The sequence below is a fragment of the Bartonella sp. A1379B genome (assembly GCF_002022485.1).
Classification (GTDB): Bacteria; Pseudomonadota; Alphaproteobacteria; order Rhizobiales; family Rhizobiaceae; genus Bartonella; species Bartonella rochalimae.
Map to the genome: position 1 here is coordinate 339,554 of NZ_CP019780.1, position 22,843 is coordinate 362,396.

Below are 22,843 nucleotides of genomic sequence, written 5' to 3' on the forward strand. Positions count from 1 at the left end.
TAATAATCATTGGGATTTGTGTATAATCATCATTCAAGATTTGGAATAGAATTTATGGACAAAAATGTGATTAAAAACTTAACCGCTCTTGAAGCAGCAAGTGAGTTGGAATGGTTGGCAAAAGAAATTGCACGTCATGATGTGTTGTATCATCGTGATGACCAGCCTGAAATTTCTGATGCAGAATATGATGCTCTTTGTCGTCGTAATGAGGAAATTGAAGCTCTTTTTCCTGAATTAATTCGTGCGGACTCTCCTTCATCTAAAATTGGTGCACCGATTTCTGAAAAATTTGAAAAATCTATTCATGCACAGCCAATGCTGTCTTTGGATAATGCATTTAATTTTGAAGATGTTAGTGAATTTATTGAACGTATTCGTCGTTTTTTACGATTGCCAGAAACACAGACAATAGAAATGACAGCCGAACCAAAAATTGACGGTTTATCTTTATCTTTACGCTATGAGGCAGGAAAACTTGTATGTGCTATAACGCGTGGAAATGGATCCATAGGTGAAAATGTCACTACAAATGCGCGAACAATTGCTGATATTCCAGAGATTTTACAGGGTAATTTTCCTGATATTATTGAGGTTCGTGGTGAAGTTTATATGGGACAGAAAGATTTTCAGTTACTCAATATTAACCAACAGAAAGAAGGGAAGTTAGTTTTCGCAAATCCTAGAAATGCAGCAGCTGGTTCCTTACGTCAGCTTGATTCACGGATAACCGCTAGCAGAAATCTTAAATTTTTTGCTTATGCTTGGGGTGAAGTAAGTGAAATGCCTGCTGAAAGCCAAATAGGAATGATGAAAAAGCTTAAAGAATATGGCTTTATTATTAATCCATTAACAAAGGTTTTTGAAAAAGTAGAAGATCTTATTTCATATTATCATTCTATCGAAGAATGTCGTCAATCACTAGATTATGATATTGATGGGATTGTTTATAAAGTTAATGATTTAATGCTCCAAACGCGTTTAGGGTTTGTTGCTCGTTCACCACGTTGGGCAATTGCACATAAATTTCCAGCAGAAAAAGCTATAGCATTTTTAGAAGATATTGATATTCAGGTAGGTCGAACTGGGGCATTAACCCCTGTTGCTCGTCTTACACCTATTACTGTAGGTGGGGTTGTCATTACTAATGCAAGTTTGCACAATGAAGATTATATTAAAGGAATCGGTCATAAGGGTGAGCTAATTCGTGAAGGACGTGATATCCGTGTGGGCGATACTGTGATTATACAACGTGCTGGCGATGTGATTCCCCAAATTGTCGATGTCCTTGTTGAAAAGCGTTCAAAAGATACTCCTGCTTTTATTTTTCCTCACGTATGTCCTGTTTGTGGGAGTCATGCTGTTCGTGAAGAAGGTGAAACAGTCCGCCGATGTACGGGTGGACTTATTTGCTCCGCGCAAGCAATTGAGCGAATTTGTCATTTTGTTTCGCGTAATGCCTTTGATATTGAAGGATTTGGTAGAAAACAAGTGGAATTTTTTTTTCATGCTCAAGATAAAACGCTTTGTATTCGTTCGCCGGTGGATATTTTCACTTTACAACGACGTCAAGAGAATTCTTTGAGACGTTTGGAAAATATGGAAGGTTTTGGAGTTGTTTCAGTTCGTAAACTTTATAATGCTATTAATGCTCGTCGTGAAATTTCTTTAAGTCGTTTTTTGTTTGCGTTAGGCATTCGTCACATTGGTGAGGTTAAGGCACAACGTCTTGCTCGTGCTTACCAAAATTACATTGCTTTTGAAACTGCAGCGATGACGGCTATTATGCCGCCTGATAAAAACAGTGAAGGTAATGAGATTTGGAAGGAATTAACCAATATTGAGGGAATTGGATCTCGTGTTGGTGAAGCGATTATTGATTTTTATCAGGAGGTGCATAACCGTGATGTTTTATCGGCCTTACTTAAGGAAGTAACTCCTCTTCATGAAGCGCCTATTGCAATAGATTATTCACCAATAGTAGGGAAAATTATTGTTTTTACGGGAACTTTGGAGCATATGTCAAGGGACGAAGCAAAGTCCTTGGCAGAACGGTTAGGTGCTAAGACATCGAATTCTATTTCTAAAAAGACTGATCTTCTTGTTGCAGGTTTCGGAGCAGGATCGAAACTAGTTAAAGCACAGCAATTAGGTATTGAGGTTCTGGATGAAAAAAACTGGCTCAAGTTAATTGATGGGCATTATATTGAGAATTTTCATCTCAAACAGTGATTCCCATAATGTTATTATCATTTCTTATAATAAATTATAGAAAGCAAGTTAGTAAATTTTCTATTATTTAATTTATAATTATACCTTGGATGTATGTTTTATGCTATAAGAAACTGATTTTATATCGAAATTTATAATAAAATACAAAACATAAGTTTTTTGCAGATCTGCAGAAGAAAAAGTATAAAAATTCTATTGGTATTGCAAATACACTATTTCTAACAGAAATTGTACTGTGATGTTTTTTACTTAACTTGGTGTCATTGTTTTTTGTCGATATGTGCTATTGTCAATGTGTTTAATTCAGCTTCATAAATTTATTCAGAAATGCTTTTTTGTATTCAGTGTAAAGCTTAGCTTTATTTATTGAATAGTTTTCATTTAGTAAAGCTTAATAGAGAAATCCAATACCTAAAAATTTATTTTTATGCTAATAACTTGAAATGTATTTATTTATTTAATATAAATGCACAATGTATTTAACTTTTATTAATATTACTAGGTGGTTTTATGCCGGCTATATTTTCAGGTTTATTGTCTAAACTTGTTGTAGCGTTGAGCAGTTTTTTAGGCAATTCTTCTAGTGTTGTTGATTCACCGGCTGTTGTTAATAAGTGTCAGCAAATTAGCAGTGGTGAAGATAGTAGTTCAAACAACAATATGACTATAACATTAGATAAGAATACTTACATTGTAAAAGTTTGTAAAGAAAATAAAAGTAAAGTTAATAGACAGATAATTGATCAAACAGATCTAACTGATCAAACATATCAAATGGGGAGTAATTCTGAACAGAGTGAAGAAAAGAGCAGCAGTGTTGAAAGCAAAGGAGAAATTGGTATATATACGACTAGTAAGGTTAATGTAAATGGCGTGAACATTCTAGGTCCAAAAGTTAGTAATGACAGTAATGAAAATGATTATATTGGTATACTGACCGGAGAATGGGGGGTTGTTATCGCTGATAGATTGGTCTTAAAAGACCTAACGACAGGTATTTCTGTTTCAAAAGCATGGGGGGTTGTTGTCGCTGATAGATTGGTCTTAAAAGACATAACGACAGGTATTTCTGTTTCAAAAAATAGTTCGGTAAGTGTGGACAATACATTGATAAGTAATAATCAGATTGCTGTTGAAGCTAATGGTTTAAATGCTATAGCTAAGGTATCCAATACAGAGATTACAGTGCCTGAAAAGGGCAAAGGTCTTTTCACTACAAAAGGCGGCTCGATTCAAATGCAGGGTGTAAATGAATCGAATGCAAGTATTAATTTTATCGAAGGTTACGCAGTTTATATGGATGCAGGAGAGGTTTCTTTAGAGAAAGTTAACATTATTAGTGAAGGTATCCAAAATATTAATACTTCTCGTAATAGGTTTGTATCTAGTGCTGATATGGTTGCTGTTTATGATATGGTTGCTGTTTATATGTATCCACAGAGTACTTTTGAGATGAAGGAAGGGAAAGTTCATCTCAAAAGTGGGAATGGATTTGTATTTGACTTTTCGGTAAGAAGTTCACAAGAGACACAGGCGGTAGAAAAACCTGCATTTATCAATAGTAATATAGAAAAGATAAATGTAGAGCTTGAAAATGTAGACATTAAAATAGAGGGTGATAAATATTATGGCATGTATGGAGTACTTTCTGTTAGTAATAGCCAGGACGGGGAGCCCGAAAGATTCGCAACTATTTCTTTGAAAAAAACAAATTTTATTGTTCCTAATAGTACTGCTATTTATAATGGTGTTAAGGCGGAGCTTATTTTTAATTTATCAGATACAAAACTTTCCGGTGGTCTTTTGCTAGAAGGTACTAGCGGGATTATAAACATTAAAGCTAATAACTCACAGCTCGAAGGGGGTGCTTTAATTTCTGGTTCAGCTGAAGCGTGTTTGAAATTAGAGAATAACTCGATGTGGACTTTAACAAAAAGAAAATCACGGGGTGATCGAGGGAATGAGGGAACTGATAATAATAAATCATTTATTTCTACTGTGACACTTAAGAATAGTAAAATTATTTTTGAAAAGCCAAGCGATAATGTTTATCAAACACTCTCTATTGGCACAGGGAATAGTCTTGTTTATACAGCAGAGGGTAATGCGGAGCTTTATCTTAATAGTTATTTAGATCAAAGTAACTCGGATACAGATCGGCTTTTAATCGATGGTGATGTATCTGGTGTTACTGTAGTTTCTGTTTCTACAACAGTAGGAGATCTAGGAGATAAAACGGGTTCAGGTAATACCCAGGGTGTTTCGCTTATTCAAGTTTCAGGTACAGCGCAAGAAGATTCCTTCAAACTGAAGGATGATTATATTACAGCAGATAATTTACCTTATCAGTATGTTCTTTCTGCGTATGGTCCAAGTTCCCAATTAGGGCAAGCGGATCCAGGACAAAAGTTGGTTGGGCAGAATGGAAAAGAAGGTGAGCACTCTAGTAGTAATTTTTGGGATTATCGGCTGCAAAGTAAATATATTACTCCATCAGAACCGGAACCAGTGCAACCAGCACCATCGTCGGAACCACCAGTGCCCTCAGAACCTGAGGATCCGATAAAACCAGATTTACCTGCAAAAAGAGTACCGGCAGTTGTGCCACAACTCCCAAGTTATTTGCTTTTACCTCATGCTTTATTTCATACAGGTTTGGTCGATGTAAGTAATCAACATGAACTGTTGGAAATCATGCAAAGTGCTTTTCATGAAGCGGCTAAAAAGAGAAAGACAAACTTTTTCATCCGTGGTTATGGTAGCAACCATAGTTATACTTCCAATTTGTCTGTTTTTGAATATGGTTATGGAGCTGATCTTGACTATAATAATGCGACAGCAGGAATTGTATTCAATACATTAGAGAGTAAAGATAGTGCTTCGTCCTTTGGAGTTATGGGCGGTTATGGTCAGCTCTCTCTTCATCCTCGTGCAGTTAAACACAGTCAAAAGAGTGTTTTTGATAAATGGTCAGGCAAGCTTTATGCGAATTTGGATCATGATACAGGCTTTTATGCGAATGGCTTTCTCTCGTATGATTTTTTTAAGGGCGATGTTGTCACTCTTTCTCGTGGAAAAACAGCAGAATTAAAAGGGAGACTTTTGAATGCTGCTTTATCGGGTGGTCAGGCCATTATCACAGGCTATCATGGTTTTATTCTTGAGCCACAGCTTCAAGTTATTTACCAGTCTCTCCTGTTTGATGAAGCGCGTGATATTGATCGGTTTGATATTGATTTAGGAAAGCATGATCAATTGATAGGGCGGATAGGTGGTCGTTTAATAAAAGCTTTTGCTTCTTCCGAAAAGGGACATGTTGTTTCTTTTTATAGTAAACTTCATGTTGCGCATAGTTATGAAAAGAAGCGGATAGTGCATTTTAAAGATGCATTTCAGTTAGGTGCATTCGGTTCTACAGTTGAAACAGGTGCGGGTGTTTATGCCCAATTGTCTAATAGGATAGCACTTCATGGTGATTTGTTATACCAACATAAATTAACCAAAGCTGGCTTTTCTGGAATTAGTGTTTCGGGTGGCTTACGTTATCAATTTTAAAAGCAAGGATTGGTTTTATATTTATCAGTTTTGCTCAAGCCCTAGAAAATTGACTGATGAGCCTTTTGCTCATCAGCCTTTTATCTATGCGTTTAATTCAGCTTTATAAATTTATTAAGAAATGCTTTTTTGTATTCAGTGTAAAGCTTAACTTTATTTATTGGATAGTTTTCATTTAGTAAATGCTAATAGAGAAATCCAATACGTAAAACCTTACTTTTATGAAATAACTTGAAATGTGTTTATTTATTTAATATAATCCATAATGTATTCAGTTTATTTTGAAAAGTTATTGGTATTTTAATGTTGCGCGTTTCTTTCTTTCTTTCTTTCTTTCTCATACTTAATACTCTTTTAGTTAGTCCTTCTAATGTTTCTTTTGCTAATGAGGCTGGTTCTGTTAAGAAGTGTCAGAAAAGTAACGCTGCGAACGGTAAAGCTTCTTCAAGTTCGAACAAGACCACTATGAAATTGGGTAGCCGTACTTTCATTGTGAAAGAGTGTAAAGAAAGTGCAGATGGACAGATAAATGACAAAAAATATCAACTGGCAAATAGTTCTAAACGGAATAATAGGAATAATAGTAAGAAACAGACAAACAGTGAAGTTTCTAAAACCGATGGAGTAATTGGTATATATTCGAGTTCGAGTGATGAAGGGGATAGAGAAGATTCAATTGAAGAAGTTTCGACTAGTGATGTTAATGTAAATAACGTGCAAATTCTAGGCCCCATACACAGTGATGATGATATTTATATTGGTATACTGCTCGGGGAATGGGGAACAATTGTTGCTAATGAATTGACCTTAAAAGACCTAACGATAGGTATTTCTGTTGTAGAAAATAGTTCGGTAAACGCAGATAAGACATTGATAAGTAATAATAAGATTGCTGTTAAAGCTAAGGGTTCAAGTTCTATAGTTGAGCTATTGGATACAAATATTTTAGTATTAAAAGGGGATAAAGGTCTTTTCACTACAAAAGGTGGCTATATTGATATGCAGGGTATAGATAAATCGGATGCAGGCATTAATTTTACTCTAAGTTCCGCAGTTTATATGAATACAGGAGAGGTTTCTTTAGAGAAAGTTAATATTATTAATGATACTATTAATGATAATACTTCTGTCCAGACGAACGAGAATGTAGATTATAGTCGTAGTGCTGCCGTTTATATGCATCCACAGAGTACTTTTGAGATGAAGGAAGGGAAAGTTCATCTCAAAAGTGGGAATGGATTTGTATTTGACTTTTCACCATATGAGGATACAGAAGATTATGAGACAGCAGATGAAGATGGTGATGAAGATGAGAGTGACGATGAAGAAGATGATGAGGAGGAGGAGAAGAAAGAGAATGTAAATCTTGAAAATGTAGACGTTAAAATAGAGGGTGATAAATATTATGGCATGTATGGAGTACCTTCTGTTAGTGATGACAAGGACAAGGAGTTTGAAAGATCTGCAACTATTTCTTTGAAAAAAACAAATTTTATTGTTCCTAATAGTACCGCTATTTATAATGGTGTTAAGGCGGAGCTTACTTTTAATTTATCAGATACAAAACTTTCCGGTGGTCTTTTGCTAGAAGGTACTAGCGGGATTATAAACATTAAAGCTAATAACTCACAGCTCGAAGGGGGTGCTTTAATTTCTGGTTCAGCTGAAGCGCATTTGAAATTAGAGAATAACTCGATGTGGACTTTAACAAAAAGAAAATCACGGGGTGATCGAGGGAATGAGGGAACTGATAATAATAAATCATTTATTTCTACTGTGACACTTAAGAATAGTAAAATTATTTTTGAAAAGCCAAGCGATAATGTTTATCAAACACTCTCTATTGGCACAGGGAATAGTCTTGTTTATACAGCAGAGGGTAATGCGGAGCTTTATCTTAATAGTTATTTAGATCAAAGTAACTCGGATACAGATCGGCTTTTAATCGATGGTGATGTATCTGGTGTTACTGTAGTTTCTGTTTCTACAACTGCAGGACATCTAGGAGATAAAACGGGTTCAGGTAATACCCAGGGTGTTTCGCTTATTCAAGTTTCAGGTACAGCGCAAGAAGATTCCTTCAAACTGAAGGATGATTATATTACAGCAGATAATTTACCTTATCAGTATGTTCTTTCTGCGTATGGTCCAAGTTCCCAATTAGGGCAAGCGGATCCAGGACAAAAGTTGGTTGGGCAGAATGGAAAAGAAGGTGAGCACTCTAGTAGTAATTTTTGGGATTATCGGCTGCAAATAGTACCGACAGTTGTGCCACAACTCCCAAGTTATTTGCTTTTACCTCATGCTTTATTTCATACAGGTTTGGTCGATGTAAGTAATCAACATGAACTGTTGGAAATCATGCAAAGTGCTTTTCATGAAGCGGCTAAAAAGAGAAAGACAAACTTTTTCATCCGTGGTTATGGCAGTAACCATAGTTATACTTCCAATTTGTCTGTTTTTGAATATGGTTATGGAGCTGATCTTGACTATAATAATGCGACAGCAGGAATTGTATTCAATACATTAGAGAGTAAAGATAGTACTTCGTCCTTTGGAGTTATGGGCGGTTATGGTCAGCTCTCTCTTCATCCTCGTGCAGTTAAACACAGTCAAAAGAGTGTTTTTGATAAATGGTCAGGCAAGCTTTATGTGAATTTGGATCATGATACAGGCTTTTATGCGAATGGCTTTCTCTCGTATGATTTTTTTAAGGGCGATGTTGTCACTCTTTCTCGTGGAAAAACAGCAGAATTAAAAGGGAGACTTTTGAATGCTGCTTTATCGGGTGGTCAGGCCATTATCACAGGCTATCATGGTTTTATTCTTGAGCCACAGCTTCAAGTTATTTACCAGTCTCTCCTGTTTGATGAAGCGCGTGATATTGATCGGTTTGATATTGATTTAGGAAAGCATGATCAATTGATAGGGCGGATAGGTGGTCGTTTAATAAAAGCTTTTGCTTCTTCCGAAAAGGGACATGTTGTTTCTTTTTATAGTAAACTTCATGTTGCGCATAGTTATGAAAAGAAGCGGATAGTGCATTTTAAAGATGCATTTCAGTTAGGTGCATTCGGTTCTACAGTTGAAACAGGTGCGGGTGTTCATGCTCAATTGTCTAATGCTATAGCACTTCATGGTGATTTGTTATACCAACATAAATTAACCAAAGCTGGCTTTTCTGGAATTAGTGTTTCGGGTGGCTTACGTTATCAATTTTAAAAGCAAGGATTGGTTTTATATTTGTCAGTTGTGCTCAAGTCCTAGAAAATTTGGTTGATAAAGCTTTAGCTCTGATTTCTAGGAATGAGAGTATTTTATTTTGCACTCTATTTATAGAATGAAAATGAGTTTTTTGAAGATTTCTTTAGATTAGATATTTAATTTAAAGGTGTCTTTACTCTCAAAGAGGCATTGTAGCTTTTTTCAGCCATTTTTTATCTTCTTTATCAAGGTAGGGTGCATTAACTTGATAAACACGGGCATGATAGTCGTTAAGCCATTGTTTCTCTTGTGTCGTTAAAAGCTCTATCAGAATTAATTGTCGATCAATAGGACAATATGTGAGCGTTTCAAATGATAGCATATCTATATCGCCATTAGTAATTTTTTGTGCTGGTTTGACAATCATCAAATTTTCAATACGAATACCAAAAGCTTTTTCACGGTAATATCCAGGTTCGTTAGAGATAATCATACCGGGAATAAGTTCTTGGCTTCCATAGCGTGAGAGATTTTGTGGTCCTTCATGAACAGAGAGGTAAGAACCAACTCCATGGCCAGTGCCATGTGCATAATCAAAACCAGCTTTCCATAAAGCATTACGTGCTAAAACATCAATATCTTGTCCGCGTGTCCCTTTCGGAAATCTTGCACTTGAAAGAGCAATCATGCCTTTGAGAACAAGGGTAAAACAGCGCTTTTCTTCTTCTCCAATGTTTCCAATCGCTACCGTACGAGTCACATCTGTTGTGCCCTCTCGATATTGTCCACCTGAATCAACAAGATAAAGTTCACCTGCATTCAGTCGTTTATTTGTCTGAGTGGTTACACGATAATGAATAATTGCACCATTTTTACCTGCTGCTGAAATCGTGTCAAAGGAAAGATCTTCGAGTTTCATTCCCATTTCTTGTGTTGTTATAATACGAAATTTTTCTAATTTTTTAGCAGCTGAAATTTCATCAATTGTACCTGGTATTTGTCTATCGAGCCAGGACAAAAAACGAGTAAGAGCTATACCATCACATAAATGTGCTCTGCGTGAACCATTGAGCTCTGTAGTATTTTTAATGGCACGTGGTAAGATAACAGGATCCCTTAGTCTAACGAAAGACCCCCCTGTATCTTCAATAACAGTACGTAACTTTTCGCACGTTAAAAATGGATCTAAAGCAAAAACAGTACCTTGTTGAACATGATCTTTGATATTTGAAATAAGTTCTTCTGGTTCATATAGTTTTGCATAACTTTTTAGGTATTGTCTTTGCTTACTACCAACTTTTTTACTATCAATAAATAAGATTGGTTTTTCTGTAATTGAAATGATGGCAAAACAAAGGGAAAAGGGAGAATTAGAAACATCTTTGCCACGTATATTGAATGTCCATGCAATAGAAGACGGATCTGTAAAAATAAAAGCATTTGCACCAGATTGCTTTATGTTTTTGCGAATTTGTGATAGCTTTTCATTGGTGCTGCACCCTGTATATTTGAGAGGATGAATTGATAAAGGAGTTTGTGGATATTTGGGTTGATCATTCCAAATAAGATCAATGAGGTTGGTTTCACTTTCTATAAGTTTCCCACCTATTTTCAATTCTAATGCTTGCCTCAATATAGCTGTAGCATTAATAGTATGAAGCCATGGATCAAAACCAATTGAAAGTTTTTGTTTATTTTTCTCGAGCCATTGTGCTGGTGAGCAGATTGCTAAATCTTCATAATTAAAGATACAGGAATCTGTTTGTTGACGGACTTGAAGTTTATAACGCCCATCTGTAAATATAATAGCCTGATCTTTTAAAATCAATGCTATACCAGCTGATCCAGTGAAACCAGTAAGCCAACCAAGACGTTGAGCATGTTTAGGAACATATTCTCCTTGATGTTCATCTGTATGCGGTACTAAAAAGCCATCTAGTCCAAAGTGATCAATTTTTTTACGAAGAGCCGCAACGCGTTTTGCAGCATAAGTGGGATTTGTGCTTATTTCAAAAGATTGATACATAAAGATGTTCTTTTCTTTTATTTCAGATGCAAAGTAATCCACCCTTGTTGGGAATATGTTTCAATATGTTTTAAACCTTGTTTTACGTAAGCTTTTAAAACATCATCATGCTGCTCTTCAATAATTCCAGATAGTATAATAGATCCACCTTTTCGCAATGCTTGCACCATATTATGTGCAAGCTCGATTAAAGGGTTTGCAAGAATATTAGCAACAATAAGATCAAAGGGAGCGCGTGATGCGACTTTATTATCGCTAAAACCTGTAATTGTAATAGCTGTAACATAGTCTGTAACACCATTAAATCTGATATTTTGTTGTGCAACTTTAATAGCTATTGGATCTATATCAGCTGCAAGCACAACAATAGGTTTAAGCATCGCGATACCAATAGCTAATATTCCACTACCTGTACCGATATCAAGGGCATTTTTCGGGTTTTCATTTTGTATTACTTTGGTAATCATTTCTAAGCAGCCAAATGTCGTTCCGTGATGACCTGTACCAAAAGCTTGATTAGCTTCAATTTCGATAGGCAAAACATTAGGTGGAATGTTTTGTCGTTCATGGCTACCGTGAATAAAAAAAGGACCAGCACATACCGGTTTCAATTCTGCAAGACTTTTTTTTACCCAATCAATATTAGGCAAGATTTCTATATTAATTTTATGTGGATCTATTGCAAGAATGCTTGAAAAACGTTGAGAAGCACTTTTCTGATTTTTTTGATCAACATAGAGTGAAATCTCATAAATAGCATTTTTGTCGTCTATTTCTGTAAGAGCAAGAGGATAACCTTCCTCTTCAAAGGCTACTTCCATACGAGCGTAAAATTTCTCTGCTTCATTTTTAAGAGCTGTCCAATATAGACGAATTTGTTGTGACATACTATTTTTTATTAGTGGAACTTGAAACGAGCTTTTTAAGCCGTGTAATAGCAATATCGTCTTTTAATTTATTCTCGTTTTCTTCAACATTATATGGAATAATTCCGGCTAGTTTACCACCTTTTTTTAGCAAAAAAATGGCAGCTGTGTGGTTATAGGTATAGTTGCTGTCATCTGTTCCGATTACTTTTTCAGAAACAATATTAAAAGAGGCAACCATCTTATGAACTGCGTTAGGATCTCCACTTATACCAATAATTTTATCAGTAAAATTGCTTAAATATTCATGAAGCACCTCTGGTGTATCGCGTTCAGGATCAACCGTGACAAACCATACACCCAATCTATCTGCATCTGGACCAATTTCCATAAGCCACCGATTAAGATCCATAAGTGTAGTAGGGCAACTATCAGGGCACATAGTATAACCAAAAAAGATTACTGCAGGTTTATCTCGTATGTCGGCTTCAGTGACGATTTTACCATTAGAAGCAATGAGCGTAAAATTCTCACCTAAAGGCTTATTTCTAAACGCATCATAGGTGAAAACACCAGCAAGAAATATAACAGTTAGCCCTAGTATCCGTATTATATTTTTCATAAATTAACTCTTTCATATACAAAAATTATAGCAATTATAACTTAATTTTGCAATCACTGTTTTGGATAAAAAGTGTGTATGTTGATGAGTACCCAAAAATATATAAACAAAGAGATATTTTATCTAGATAAAATATTGCATACTATCGTTTCGTATATTTTATTGCAAAAGCAATATGTGAAAAATGAATAGGTATTCGAAAGAATTTTTTGTATTTAAGTGTAAAGTTTAACTTTATTTATATTTATTCAATACATGTTAATAGATAAGTTCAATATGTGAAAAACTTATGTTATGATAATAACTTGAAATGTGTTTATTTATTTAATATAATCCATAATGTATTCAGTTTATTTTGAAAAGTTATTGGTATTTTAATGTTGCGCGTTTCTTTCTTTCTTTCTTTCTTTCTTTCTTTCTTTCTCATACTTAATACTCTTTTAGTTAGTCCTTCTAATGTTTCTTTTGCTAATGAGGCTGGTTCTGTTAAGAAGTGTCAGAAAAGTAACGCTGCGAACGGTAAAGCTTCTTCAAGTTCGAACAAGACCACTATGAAATTGGGTAGCCGTACTTTCATTGTGAAAGAGTGTAAAGAAAGTGTAAATGGACAGATAAATGACCGAAAATATCAAATGGGAAATCATTCTGAACGGAATAATAGTAGGAAACGGACAGACAGTGAAACTTCTGAAACCGGTGGAGTAATTGGTATATATTCGAGTTCGAGTGATGAAGAGAATGAGAGTGAAAAAGAGAAAAAAAATACGACTAGTAATGTTGATGTAAATAACGTGCAAATTCTAGGCCCCGTACACAGTGATGATGATATTTATATTGGTATACTGCTCGGGGAATGGGGAACAATTGTTGCTAATGAATTGACCTTAAAAGACCTAACGATAGGTATTTCTGTTGTAGAAAATAGTTCGGTAAACGCAGATAAGACATTGATAAGTAATAATAAGATTGCTGTTAAAGCTAAGGGTTCAAGTTCTATAGTTGAGCTATTGGATACAAATATTTTAGTATTAAAAGGGGATAAAGGTCTTTTCACTACAAAAGGTGGCTATATTGATATGCAGGGTATAGATAAATCGGATGCAGGCATTAATTTTACTCTAAGTTCCGCAGTTTATATGAATACAGGAGAGGTTTCTTTAGAGAAAGTTAATATTATTAATGATACTATTAATGATAATACTTCTGTCCAGACGAACGAGAATGTAGATTATAGTCGTAGTGCTGCCGTTTATATGCATCCACAGAGTACTTTTGAGATGAAGGAAGGGAAAGTTCATCTCAAAAGTGGGAATGGATTTGTATTTGACTTTTCACCATATGAGGATACAGAAGATTATGAGACAGCAGATGAAGATGGTGATGAAGATGAGAGTGACGATGAAGAAGATGATGAGGAGGAGGAGAAGAAAGAGAATGTAAATCTTGAAAATGTAGACGTTAAAATAGAGGGTGATAAATATTATGGCATGTATGGAGTACCTTCTGTTAGTGATGACAAGGACAAGGAGTTTGAAAGATCTGCAACTATTTCTTTGAAAAAAACAAATTTTATTGTTCCTAATAGTACCGCTATTTATAATGGTGTTAAGGCGGAGCTTACTTTTAATTTATCAGATACAAAACTTTCCGGTGGTCTTTTGCTAGAAGGTACTAGCGGGATTATAAACATTAAAGCTAATAACTCACAGCTCGAAGGGGGTGCTTTAATTTCTGGTTCAGCTGAAGCGCATTTGAAATTAGAGAATAACTCGATGTGGACTTTAACAAAAAGAAAATCACGGGGTGATCGAGGGAATGAGGGAACTGATAATAATAAATCATTTATTTCTACTGTGACACTTAAGAATAGTAAAATTATTTTTGAAAAGCCAAGCGATAATGTTTATCAAACACTCTCTATTGGCACAGGGAATAGTCTTGTTTATACAGCAGAGGGTAATGCGGAGCTTTATCTTAATAGTTATTTAGATCAAAGTAACTCGGATACAGATCGGCTTTTAATCGATGGTGATGTATCTGGTGTTACTGTAGTTTCTGTTTCTACAACTGCAGGACATCTAGGAGATAAAACGGGTTCAGGTAATACCCAGGGTGTTTCGCTTATTCAAGTTTCAGGTACAGCGCAAGAAGATTCCTTCAAACTGAAGGATGATTATATTACAGCAGATAATTTACCTTATCAGTATGTTCTTTCTGCGTATGGTCCAAGTTCCCAATTAGGGCAAGCGGATCCAGGACAAAAGTTGGTTGGGCAGAATGGAAAAGAAGGTGAGCACTCTAGTAGTAATTTTTGGGATTATCGGCTGCAAATAGTACCGACAGTTGTGCCACAACTCCCAAGTTATTTGCTTTTACCTCATGCTTTATTTCATACAGGTTTGGTCGATGTAAGTAATCAACATGAACTGTTGGAAATCATGCAAAGTGCTTTTCATGAAGCGGCTAAAAAGAGAAAGACAAACTTTTTCATCCGTGGTTATGGCAGTAACCATAGTTATACTTCCAATTTGTCTGTTTTTGAATATGGTTATGGAGCTGATCTTGACTATAATAATGCGACAGCAGGAATTGTATTCAATACATTAGAGAGTAAAGATAGTACTTCGTCCTTTGGAGTTATGGGCGGTTATGGTCAGCTCTCTCTTCATCCTCGTGCAGTTAAACACAGTCAAAAGAGTGTTTTTGATAAATGGTCAGGCAAGCTTTATGTGAATTTGGATCATGATACAGGCTTTTATGCGAATGGCTTTCTCTCGTATGATTTTTTTAAGGGCGATGTTGTCACTCTTTCTCGTGGAAAAACAGCAGAATTAAAAGGGAGACTTTTGAATGCTGCTTTATCGGGTGGTCAGGCCATTATCACAGGCTATCATGGTTTTATTCTTGAGCCACAGCTTCAAGTTATTTACCAGTCTCTCCTGTTTGATGAAGCGCGTGATATTGATCGGTTTGATATTGATTTAGGAAAGCATGATCAATTGATAGGGCGGATAGGTGGTCGTTTAATAAAAGCTTTTGCTTCTTCCGAAAAGGGACATGTTGTTTCTTTTTATAGTAAACTTCATGTTGCGCATAGTTATGAAAAGAAGCGGATAGTGCATTTTAAAGATGCATTTCAGTTAGGTGCATTCGGTTCTACAGTTGAAACAGGTGCGGGTGTTCATGCTCAATTGTCTAATGCTATAGCACTTCATGGTGATTTGTTATACCAACATAAATTAACCAAAGCTGGCTTTTCTGGAATTAGTGTTTCGGGTGGCTTACGTTATCAATTTTAAAAGCAAGGATTGGTTTTATATTTGTCAGTTGTGCTCAAGTCCTAGAAAATTTGGTTGATAAAGCTTTAGCTCTGATTTCTAGGAATGAGAGTATTTTATTTTGCACTCTATTTATAGAATGAAAATGAGTTTTTTGAAGATTTCTTTAGATTAGATATTTAATTTAAAGGTGTCTTTACTCTCAAAGAGGCATTGTAGCTTTTTTCAGCCATTTTTTATCTTCTTTATCAAGGTAGGGTGCATTAACTTGATAAACACGGGCATGATAGTCGTTAAGCCATTGTTTCTCTTGTGTCGTTAAAAGCTCTATCAGAATTAATTGTCGATCAATAGGACAATATGTGAGCGTTTCAAATGATAGCATATCTATATCGCCATTAGTAATTTTTTGTGCTGGTTTGACAATCATCAAATTTTCAATACGAATACCAAAAGCTTTTTCACGGTAATATCCAGGTTCGTTAGAGATAATCATACCGGGAATAAGTTCTTGGCTTCCATAGCGTGAGAGATTTTGTGGTCCTTCATGAACAGAGAGGTAAGAACCAACTCCATGGCCAGTGCCATGTGCATAATCAAAACCAGCTTTCCATAAAGCATTACGTGCTAAAACATCAATATCTTGTCCGCGTGTCCCTTTCGGAAATCTTGCACTTGAAAGAGCAATCATGCCTTTGAGAACAAGGGTAAAACAGCGCTTTTCTTCTTCTCCAATGTTTCCAATCGCTACCGTACGAGTCACATCTGTTGTGCCCTCTCGATATTGTCCACCTGAATCAACAAGATAAAGTTCACCTGCATTCAGTCGTTTATTTGTCTGAGTGGTTACACGATAATGAATAATTGCACCATTTTTACCTGCTGCTGAAATCGTGTCAAAGGAAAGATCTTCGAGTTTCATTCCCATTTCTTGTGTTGTTATAATACGAAATTTTTCTAATTTTTTAGCAGCTGAAATTTCATCAATTGTACCTGGTATTTGTCTATCGAGCCAGGACAAAAAACGAGTAAGAGCTATACCATCACATAAATGTGCTCTGCGTGAACCATTGAGCTCTGTAGTATTTTTAATGGCACGTGGTAAGATAACAGGATCCCTTAGTCTAACGGAAAGACCCCCCTGTATCTTCAATAACAGTACGTAACTTTTCGCACGTTAAAGTAGCCAAAGAAAATTACTGCAGTTTTGTTTCGGATGTAGACTTCAGTGACTACTTTGCCATTAGAAGCAGTGAGCGAAAATTCTCACCTAAAGGCTTATTTTAAAACGCGTTATAGGTGAAAATACTAACAAGAAATATAAATAATTTGTGCTGCGTAAAGAACATTTTGACACTTTTGGCAAAAAATTGTAGAAAAGCGGGATGTATAAGAGTAAAATTTTTAGTTTAGAGATTAAATTAAGAGAGTTTCTTGATGTCTAAAAAATATGAATCTGTAGATGGAAGCACAATAGTTGACAATAAAAAGTTGAATCATACTAAAGCTGTTAAACGTTCTAAACATATCAGTTCAAATGATTTTGATGATTTGATTGGAAAGACTGAGAGTTTGTCAGATGAAGGGAAACTTCGGGTTGCTACTGCTAACGCTCAAGTATCTGAAGAAAATCAGATTAAATCCTATGATAAACTCAAGAAGTATGAACTTACAGACGAGAAGTATGAACTTACAGACGAGGAGGTATCATACGGTTTTATTCAACTTTATCGCATTAGAGCCCTTAGGGATTTTGGAGATATAAAGGCAGGTGATCTAGGGGGATTTATTGAAGATGAATGCAATCTATCTCATGAAGGCAATTGTTGGGTTGGTGACTTTGCTCAAGTTTACCACAAAGCTCACGTTTCTGGTAATGCCAAGATTTATAATAATTCCACAGTTTGTGATTATGCTACCGTTTCTGGTGATGCCAAGATTTATAATAATTCCACAGTTTGTGATTATGCTACCATTTCTGGTGATGCCATAATTTCTGGTAATGCTACAGTTTATAGTTATGCCAAGGTTTCTGGTAAGGCCAAGGTTTCTGGTGAGGCTAGCATTTCTGGTGCATCTGAGGTTTATGATGCTGCTAAGGTTTATGGTAATGCCGTAACTTATGGTAATGCCGAGGTTTATGGTAATGCCGAGGTTTATGGTAATGCCGTAACTTGTGGTGACGCTGAGGTTTATGATAATGCTAAGGTTTATGATAATGCTTTAGTTGAAGATTGTAAAGTTTTTGGTAATGCTAGGATTTTTGATAATGCTATGGTTATGAGTCAAGCTGAGATTTGTGATAGTGCAATGGTTTATGGGGATGCTGAGATTTGTGGTTCTAAGATTTCGCATAATGCCAAAGTTTATGAAAAAGCTCGGATTTTATATTATGCTAAGATTTTCGAAAACGCTAGGATTCATGGTAAGGCCTTCATTAGTGATAATGTTCAAGTTTCTGGTAATGCTGAGATTTATGGTGATGCTCATGTTTGTGATAATGCCGTGATTTTTGGTAATGCTGCAGTTTATGATGAAGCTATAGTTAAAAATAACGCTAAGGTTTATGATAGTGCTAAAGTGTACGGAAACGCGAGGATTTGTGAGGATACGCAAGTTTATGGAAATGCTAAGGTTTATGATGATACTGTGATTATGGGTAATATTGAGATTTTTGGTAACGCTATGATTTTTGGTAATGCTAAGATTTATCATTGTGCTCAGATTTTTGGTAATGCTAAAGTTTTTGAAGCTGCGAAGGTTTATGGTGCTGCTAAAATTTTTGAAGACGCTAAGATTTCTGGTCATTCGATAGTTAGTGGTAATGCATATGTTTATGGTAAAGCTCAGATTATGGACAATTCTGTGATTTACGAAAATGCAAAAGTTTATGATAATGCCAAAGTTGGTTATAAAATACAAGTTCGCGGGAATGTTGAAATGTGTGGTGATGTTGAGATTTTTGGTGACATAGAAATTTGTAACAATGATCAAATTAACAAAAAGAAAATTCGCAACAATATTAAAATTCGTAAACCTAAATCTAGATGGCGTTCTCTAAGCTTGTAGTAATATTAAAACTGTTAAAAATGTTATAGTTTACAATAGAGTTGTAATTTAAGGTGTTGTTCATTGTACAAATAGAAGTCACACTTTTGTAAGATAGCATGAAATTTTATGGTTTTTTATGCTAAAAATCAGTAAAAAATTAAGTCGAAAATTTTTTCTTAGCATAGAACAGAGATTATCTGTTTAAACAATGAGCAGAGGATGCATGGTATTGTTCTGTTCTAATCAAAGTAACGGATTATCTTTATAAATCAACGATTTATAGCTAAAATACAATTAAGTGATTGAAAGTTGAGCTTCTATTTGGAAAGATAACTTATATTACATCGCACTAAGCTTTTATTACAAAATTATCAAGAACACGTTTTTCTCCGGTTTTATCGAAGAAGATAGTTAATTTGCTGCCATCTATTGCTTTAATTTGACCATAACCAAATTTTATATGAAAAATCCGATCATTTATAGAGAAAGCTGAGGATTTATTAGAGACTGATTTTGCAATGATAGTTCCTTCAATGTTTTTTTGTTGGCGGAGTTGTTTAATTCCAAAGTTTAAATCGATATCACCATAACAAATTTTTTCAACATGAGCAGCCGATTGTTTTCTCCAATTATTATGCGTTGTTTTTGTTTGATTTTTTTGAGCACGCTGCCAGCCTGGTGTTGAATAATTATTACGAAAAGGATTTTGCTTTTTAAAGTGTGTTTGGTTATAATTACCATAAGATGTTTCAATTTCTGTTATTTTTATATGCTCTTCTGGTAATTCATTGAGGAAACGAGAAGGGATTGTAGATTGCCAAAGTCCATGAATTCTTCGATTGGATACACACCATATATGTAAGTGTTTTTTTGCTCTTGTTATTCCTACATAAGCAAGGCGACGTTCTTCTTCTAATCCTGAATGACCACCTTCATCTAATGAGCGTTGGTGCGGAAAAAGACCTTCTTCCCAACCAGGAAGAAAGACAGTTTCAAATTCAAGACCTTTAGCAGAATGAAGAGTCATGATATTAACTGCATTCATGTTTTCATTGCTTTCAGAATCCATTACTAGTGAAACATGCTCTAAAAAACTACGAAGATTTTCAAATTGTTCCATAGAACGGATCATTTCTTTAAGATTTTCTAGTCGTGTTGGTGCTTCTGGTGAACGATCTTCTTGCCACATTGCGGTATAGCCTGAATCATCAAGAATTGTTTCGGCAAGCTCTGTATGTGGTGTGTGTTGTAACATGCTTTGCCAGCGGTAGAAGTTTTCTACAACATCTCGTAAAGCATTGCGTATTTTAGGCTTTAGCTCATCTGTTGTAATTATTTCAGCTGCGGCGACAAAGAGGGGAATAGAGCGCGCACGTGCACTATTATAAAGATGACGAAGTGTTGCATTTCCTAGGCCGCGTTTGGGTATATTGATAATACGCTCAAAAGCTAGATCATCAGCTGGTTGAACAACAACACGTAAGTAAGCCAAGGCATCACGTATTTCCATTCGTTCATAAAAGCGCGGACCACCAATAACGCGATAATTGAGACCAAGTGTGACAAAGCGATCTTCAAATTCACGCATTTGGAATGATGCTCGCACCAATATAGCTATATGATTTAAGGAATGACCCGCCCGTTGTGCTTGTTCAATTTCTTCTCCAATAGCACGAGCTTCTTCTGCTGAATCCCATGCGGCATGAATTTTTACTTTTTCATCGTCGCTATTTATTTGATCAGAAAAAAGCGTTTTTCCAAGTCTATTTTGATTATGAGAAATAAGATGAGAAGCAGTTTTTAAAATATGTGATGTAGAGCGATAATTGCGTTCTAAACGGATAATTTTTGCAGGAGAGAAATCTTGTTCAAAGCGCAATATATTATCAACTTTTGCTCCACGCCACCCGTAGATAGATTGATCATCATCTCCTACACAACAAAGATTAATCTGTTTTTCATGGCGTTGAGCCAAAAGACGGAGCCAGAGATATTGTGCTATATTTGTATCTTGATATTCATCTACAAGAATATAGCGAAATTTATTATGATATTCGCGAAGAATGTCTGGGTTATTTTGAAAGATGGAAATAGAGTGCAGCAAAAGATCGCCAAAATCACAGGCATTAAGATTTTTAAGTCGATCCTGATAATTACGATAAAGTTTTCGTCCTATTCCATTTCCAAAAGAATAAGCATCACCCTCTGAAATAGAATTAGGCAAAAGTCCTTGGTTTTTCCAAGAATCAATCATCATTGCTAGGTTACGTGCTGGCCAACGTTTATCATCCAATCCTTCAGCTTGAATGAGTTGTTTTAAAAGACGAATAACATCGTCACGATCAAGAATGGTAAAATTGCTTTTTAAGCCAACAAGTTCTGCATGACGACGTAGAATCTTTGCTCCAGTCGAATGAAATGTTCCAAGCCAAGGCATATTTTCGACAGTTTCACCAACAAGCTCACCGATACGTGTTTTCATTTCATGTGCAGCTTTATTGGTAAAAGTAACAGCTAATATTTGTTTAGGGTGTGCAAGTCCGAGATGCAAAATATGAGAAATGCGAGTAGTAAGAACACGGGTTTTTCCAGTACCTGCACCCGCAAGAACTAAAACGGGTCCTTCTGTATTGATGACAGCTTGTTTTTGTTCTGGATTCAGCTTTTCTAAATAGTTAGGCTTATATTGCGTGTTTTTTCTTTCTGATATATGCGTCATTAACCTAGAATTATTTTCAGGCTTATGAGGAGATACGTCATTTTTAAGAGACGTTATATGATCGGAAAAGTCATTCATTATAACTTTATCTAGTATTTTTTTGATTTGAACGCCAGATAAAAATTATTTTCTTAAAAAAACACGACACATTTATTTAAATAAAAATATAGAGATCACAGGAGGAGATAAAGACATAGTGCTATGATAAGAAGCTACCAAAGATATATATACGAAATGAAGTTACAAGCTTATTTTCAATTATAATGGATACATAAAAAGTCACAACATAAAGAAAAATAAGGCTTTATCTTAGTATAAGTTTACATTGAAATTATAGAAAAATCATATTTTGCGAGGAAATCAAAAAAGATTTCTTGGAGAAAAAAGCTTTTGATTAATGAATAGTATCATTCTTCTCTGTTTTCATTAATCGCTAGAGAGATGATTTTGATCAAGAAATTTTTGGGCTTTTAGACTTTCTTTTTTATCAAAAAGTTTTTCAAGCTTTGTTCGTCCAAAACGGTAGCGATTTTCTTCTGCATGAATAGCTAGTTTTGTACGTTTTTTCTGTTTTCGAAATTGACGAAGATTAATTATTGTAGCCATAGAGTCATTCATTTATTTTTTTCGGAAGGAGTCCAAAGAAACAATATCAGCACTTTGCTTAGAATCATTATTTGATGGCTCTTTTTCCGTTTTAAGATTTGATATTTTTGTAGATATATTTTCCTTTTTTTGTTTATCTGAAGGAGTAAAAGGAGAACACGAAGCAGTTTCTGGATTTTGGTTCTCTCCTGAAATAAGGCTAGGGGGAAGATCAAATGCTGTTTCAAAAGCTGCTATAGGATCATAGAAGACTTGGATAGAATTAAAAGGAATGACCAGTTTTTCAGTAATTTCTCCAAAGGAAAGTGTTACTTCAAAAGCAGTTTCTGATACACTGAGATCTCTAAATTGGTGCTGCAGTACGATGGTCATTTGATCAGGATAGCGTTTTTGAAGTCTAGGAGAAATTTTGATTCCTGGTGCGTTTGTTAAGAAAGTGATAAAAAAATGATGATTACCTGGAAGTCCTGCTTTGGCTACTTCCAATAAAACTTTTCGGATGACTCCGCGAAGTGCATCCTGAACGAGAATGTCGTAACGGATCTGATCTTGAACCATCGAAGTTTATTCCTCCTAAATTTATGCAGTGATTAAATATGAATAATACAGTGCAATAACATGTTTTTTTAAGCTAGCAACATTTTACTTACTATGCACCTAATTAATCAAGAAAAACACGAATTT

11 protein-coding genes and 1 pseudogene are annotated in these 22,843 nt (G+C 35.3%); 5 read left to right on the plus strand and 7 right to left on the minus strand.

Annotated elements, in window-relative coordinates; translation table 11 throughout:
* The first annotated feature begins 54 nt into the window (after positions 1–54).
* From ligA to BA1379B_RS01395, 3 genes are all read left to right on the plus strand, one after another.
* Complete coding sequence (gene ligA / locus BA1379B_RS01385) at positions 55–2,232, plus strand: NAD-dependent DNA ligase LigA (protein ID WP_078692314.1); 2,178 nt, start codon at positions 55–57, stop codon at positions 2,230–2,232.
* Positions 2,233–2,742: 510 nt separating this feature from the next.
* Complete coding sequence (locus BA1379B_RS01390) at positions 2,743–5,787, plus strand: autotransporter outer membrane beta-barrel domain-containing protein (protein ID WP_078692315.1); 3,045 nt, start codon at positions 2,743–2,745, stop codon at positions 5,785–5,787.
* A 303-nt stretch (positions 5,788–6,090) separates the two neighbouring features.
* Entirely contained in the window at positions 6,091–9,009 is a 2,919-nt protein-coding gene (locus tag BA1379B_RS01395; RefSeq protein WP_236829065.1) for an autotransporter outer membrane beta-barrel domain-containing protein, read from the plus strand.
* 181 nt (positions 9,010–9,190) lie between these two features.
* Here the strand turns inward: BA1379B_RS01395 and BA1379B_RS01400 are convergent, their stop codons facing one another.
* The 3 genes from BA1379B_RS01400 to BA1379B_RS01410 are packed head-to-tail and all read right to left on the minus strand — an operon-like array spanning position 9,191 to position 12,505.
* Positions 9,191–11,017 carry an aminopeptidase P family protein gene (locus BA1379B_RS01400; protein ID WP_078673640.1) on the minus strand — a complete coding sequence of 609 codons (1,827 nt, stop codon included), beginning with the start codon at positions 11,015–11,017 and terminating at the stop codon, positions 9,191–9,193.
* A 17-nt stretch (positions 11,018–11,034) separates the two neighbouring features.
* Complete coding sequence (locus BA1379B_RS01405) at positions 11,035–11,904, minus strand: 50S ribosomal protein L11 methyltransferase (RefSeq protein WP_035006169.1); 870 nt, start codon at positions 11,902–11,904, stop codon at positions 11,035–11,037.
* A gap of 1 nt (position 11,905) precedes the next feature.
* Positions 11,906–12,505: an SCO family protein gene (locus tag BA1379B_RS01410; protein WP_035006167.1), complete on the minus strand. Its 600-nt coding sequence runs from the start codon at positions 12,503–12,505 to the stop codon at positions 11,906–11,908.
* A 377-nt stretch (positions 12,506–12,882) separates the two neighbouring features.
* Here BA1379B_RS01410 and BA1379B_RS01415 point away from each other — a divergent pair, with 377 nt between their 5' ends.
* Positions 12,883–15,804, plus strand: coding sequence for an autotransporter outer membrane beta-barrel domain-containing protein (locus BA1379B_RS01415; RefSeq protein ID WP_236829066.1), 2,922 nt, complete (start codon positions 12,883–12,885; stop codon positions 15,802–15,804).
* 181 nt (positions 15,805–15,985) lie between these two features.
* On the opposite strand, the pseudogene BA1379B_RS01420 reads toward BA1379B_RS01415, so the two are convergent.
* Positions 15,986–16,964, minus strand: a pseudogene (locus BA1379B_RS01420) (M24B family metallopeptidase); the annotation flags it as partial.
* A 256-nt stretch (positions 16,965–17,220) separates the two neighbouring features.
* On the opposite strand from BA1379B_RS01420, the gene BA1379B_RS06855 reads away from it, so the two are divergent.
* Positions 17,221–18,852, plus strand: coding sequence for a hypothetical protein (locus BA1379B_RS06855; protein ID WP_194284898.1), 1,632 nt, complete (start codon positions 17,221–17,223; stop codon positions 18,850–18,852).
* A 331-nt stretch (positions 18,853–19,183) separates the two neighbouring features.
* On the opposite strand, the gene BA1379B_RS01430 is transcribed toward BA1379B_RS06855, so the two are convergent.
* The 3 genes from BA1379B_RS01430 to BA1379B_RS01440 all read right to left on the minus strand — a co-directional run bounded on the left by BA1379B_RS01430 (position 19,184) and on the right by BA1379B_RS01440 (position 22,717).
* The gene (locus BA1379B_RS01430) at positions 19,184–21,631 is read right to left on the minus strand and encodes an ATP-dependent helicase (protein ID WP_078673641.1); all 2,448 of its coding nucleotides are present in this window, start codon (positions 21,629–21,631) and stop codon (positions 19,184–19,186) included.
* Between the two features lie 348 nt (positions 21,632–21,979).
* On the minus strand, positions 21,980–22,159 hold the full coding sequence (locus tag BA1379B_RS01435) for a DUF4169 family protein (RefSeq protein ID WP_078673642.1): 180 nt from the start codon (positions 22,157–22,159) through the stop codon (positions 21,980–21,982).
* A 12-nt stretch (positions 22,160–22,171) separates the two neighbouring features.
* Complete coding sequence (locus BA1379B_RS01440; protein WP_035006160.1) at positions 22,172–22,717, minus strand: SspB family protein; 546 nt, start codon at positions 22,715–22,717, stop codon at positions 22,172–22,174.
* Positions 22,718–22,843: the final 126 nt, after the last annotated feature.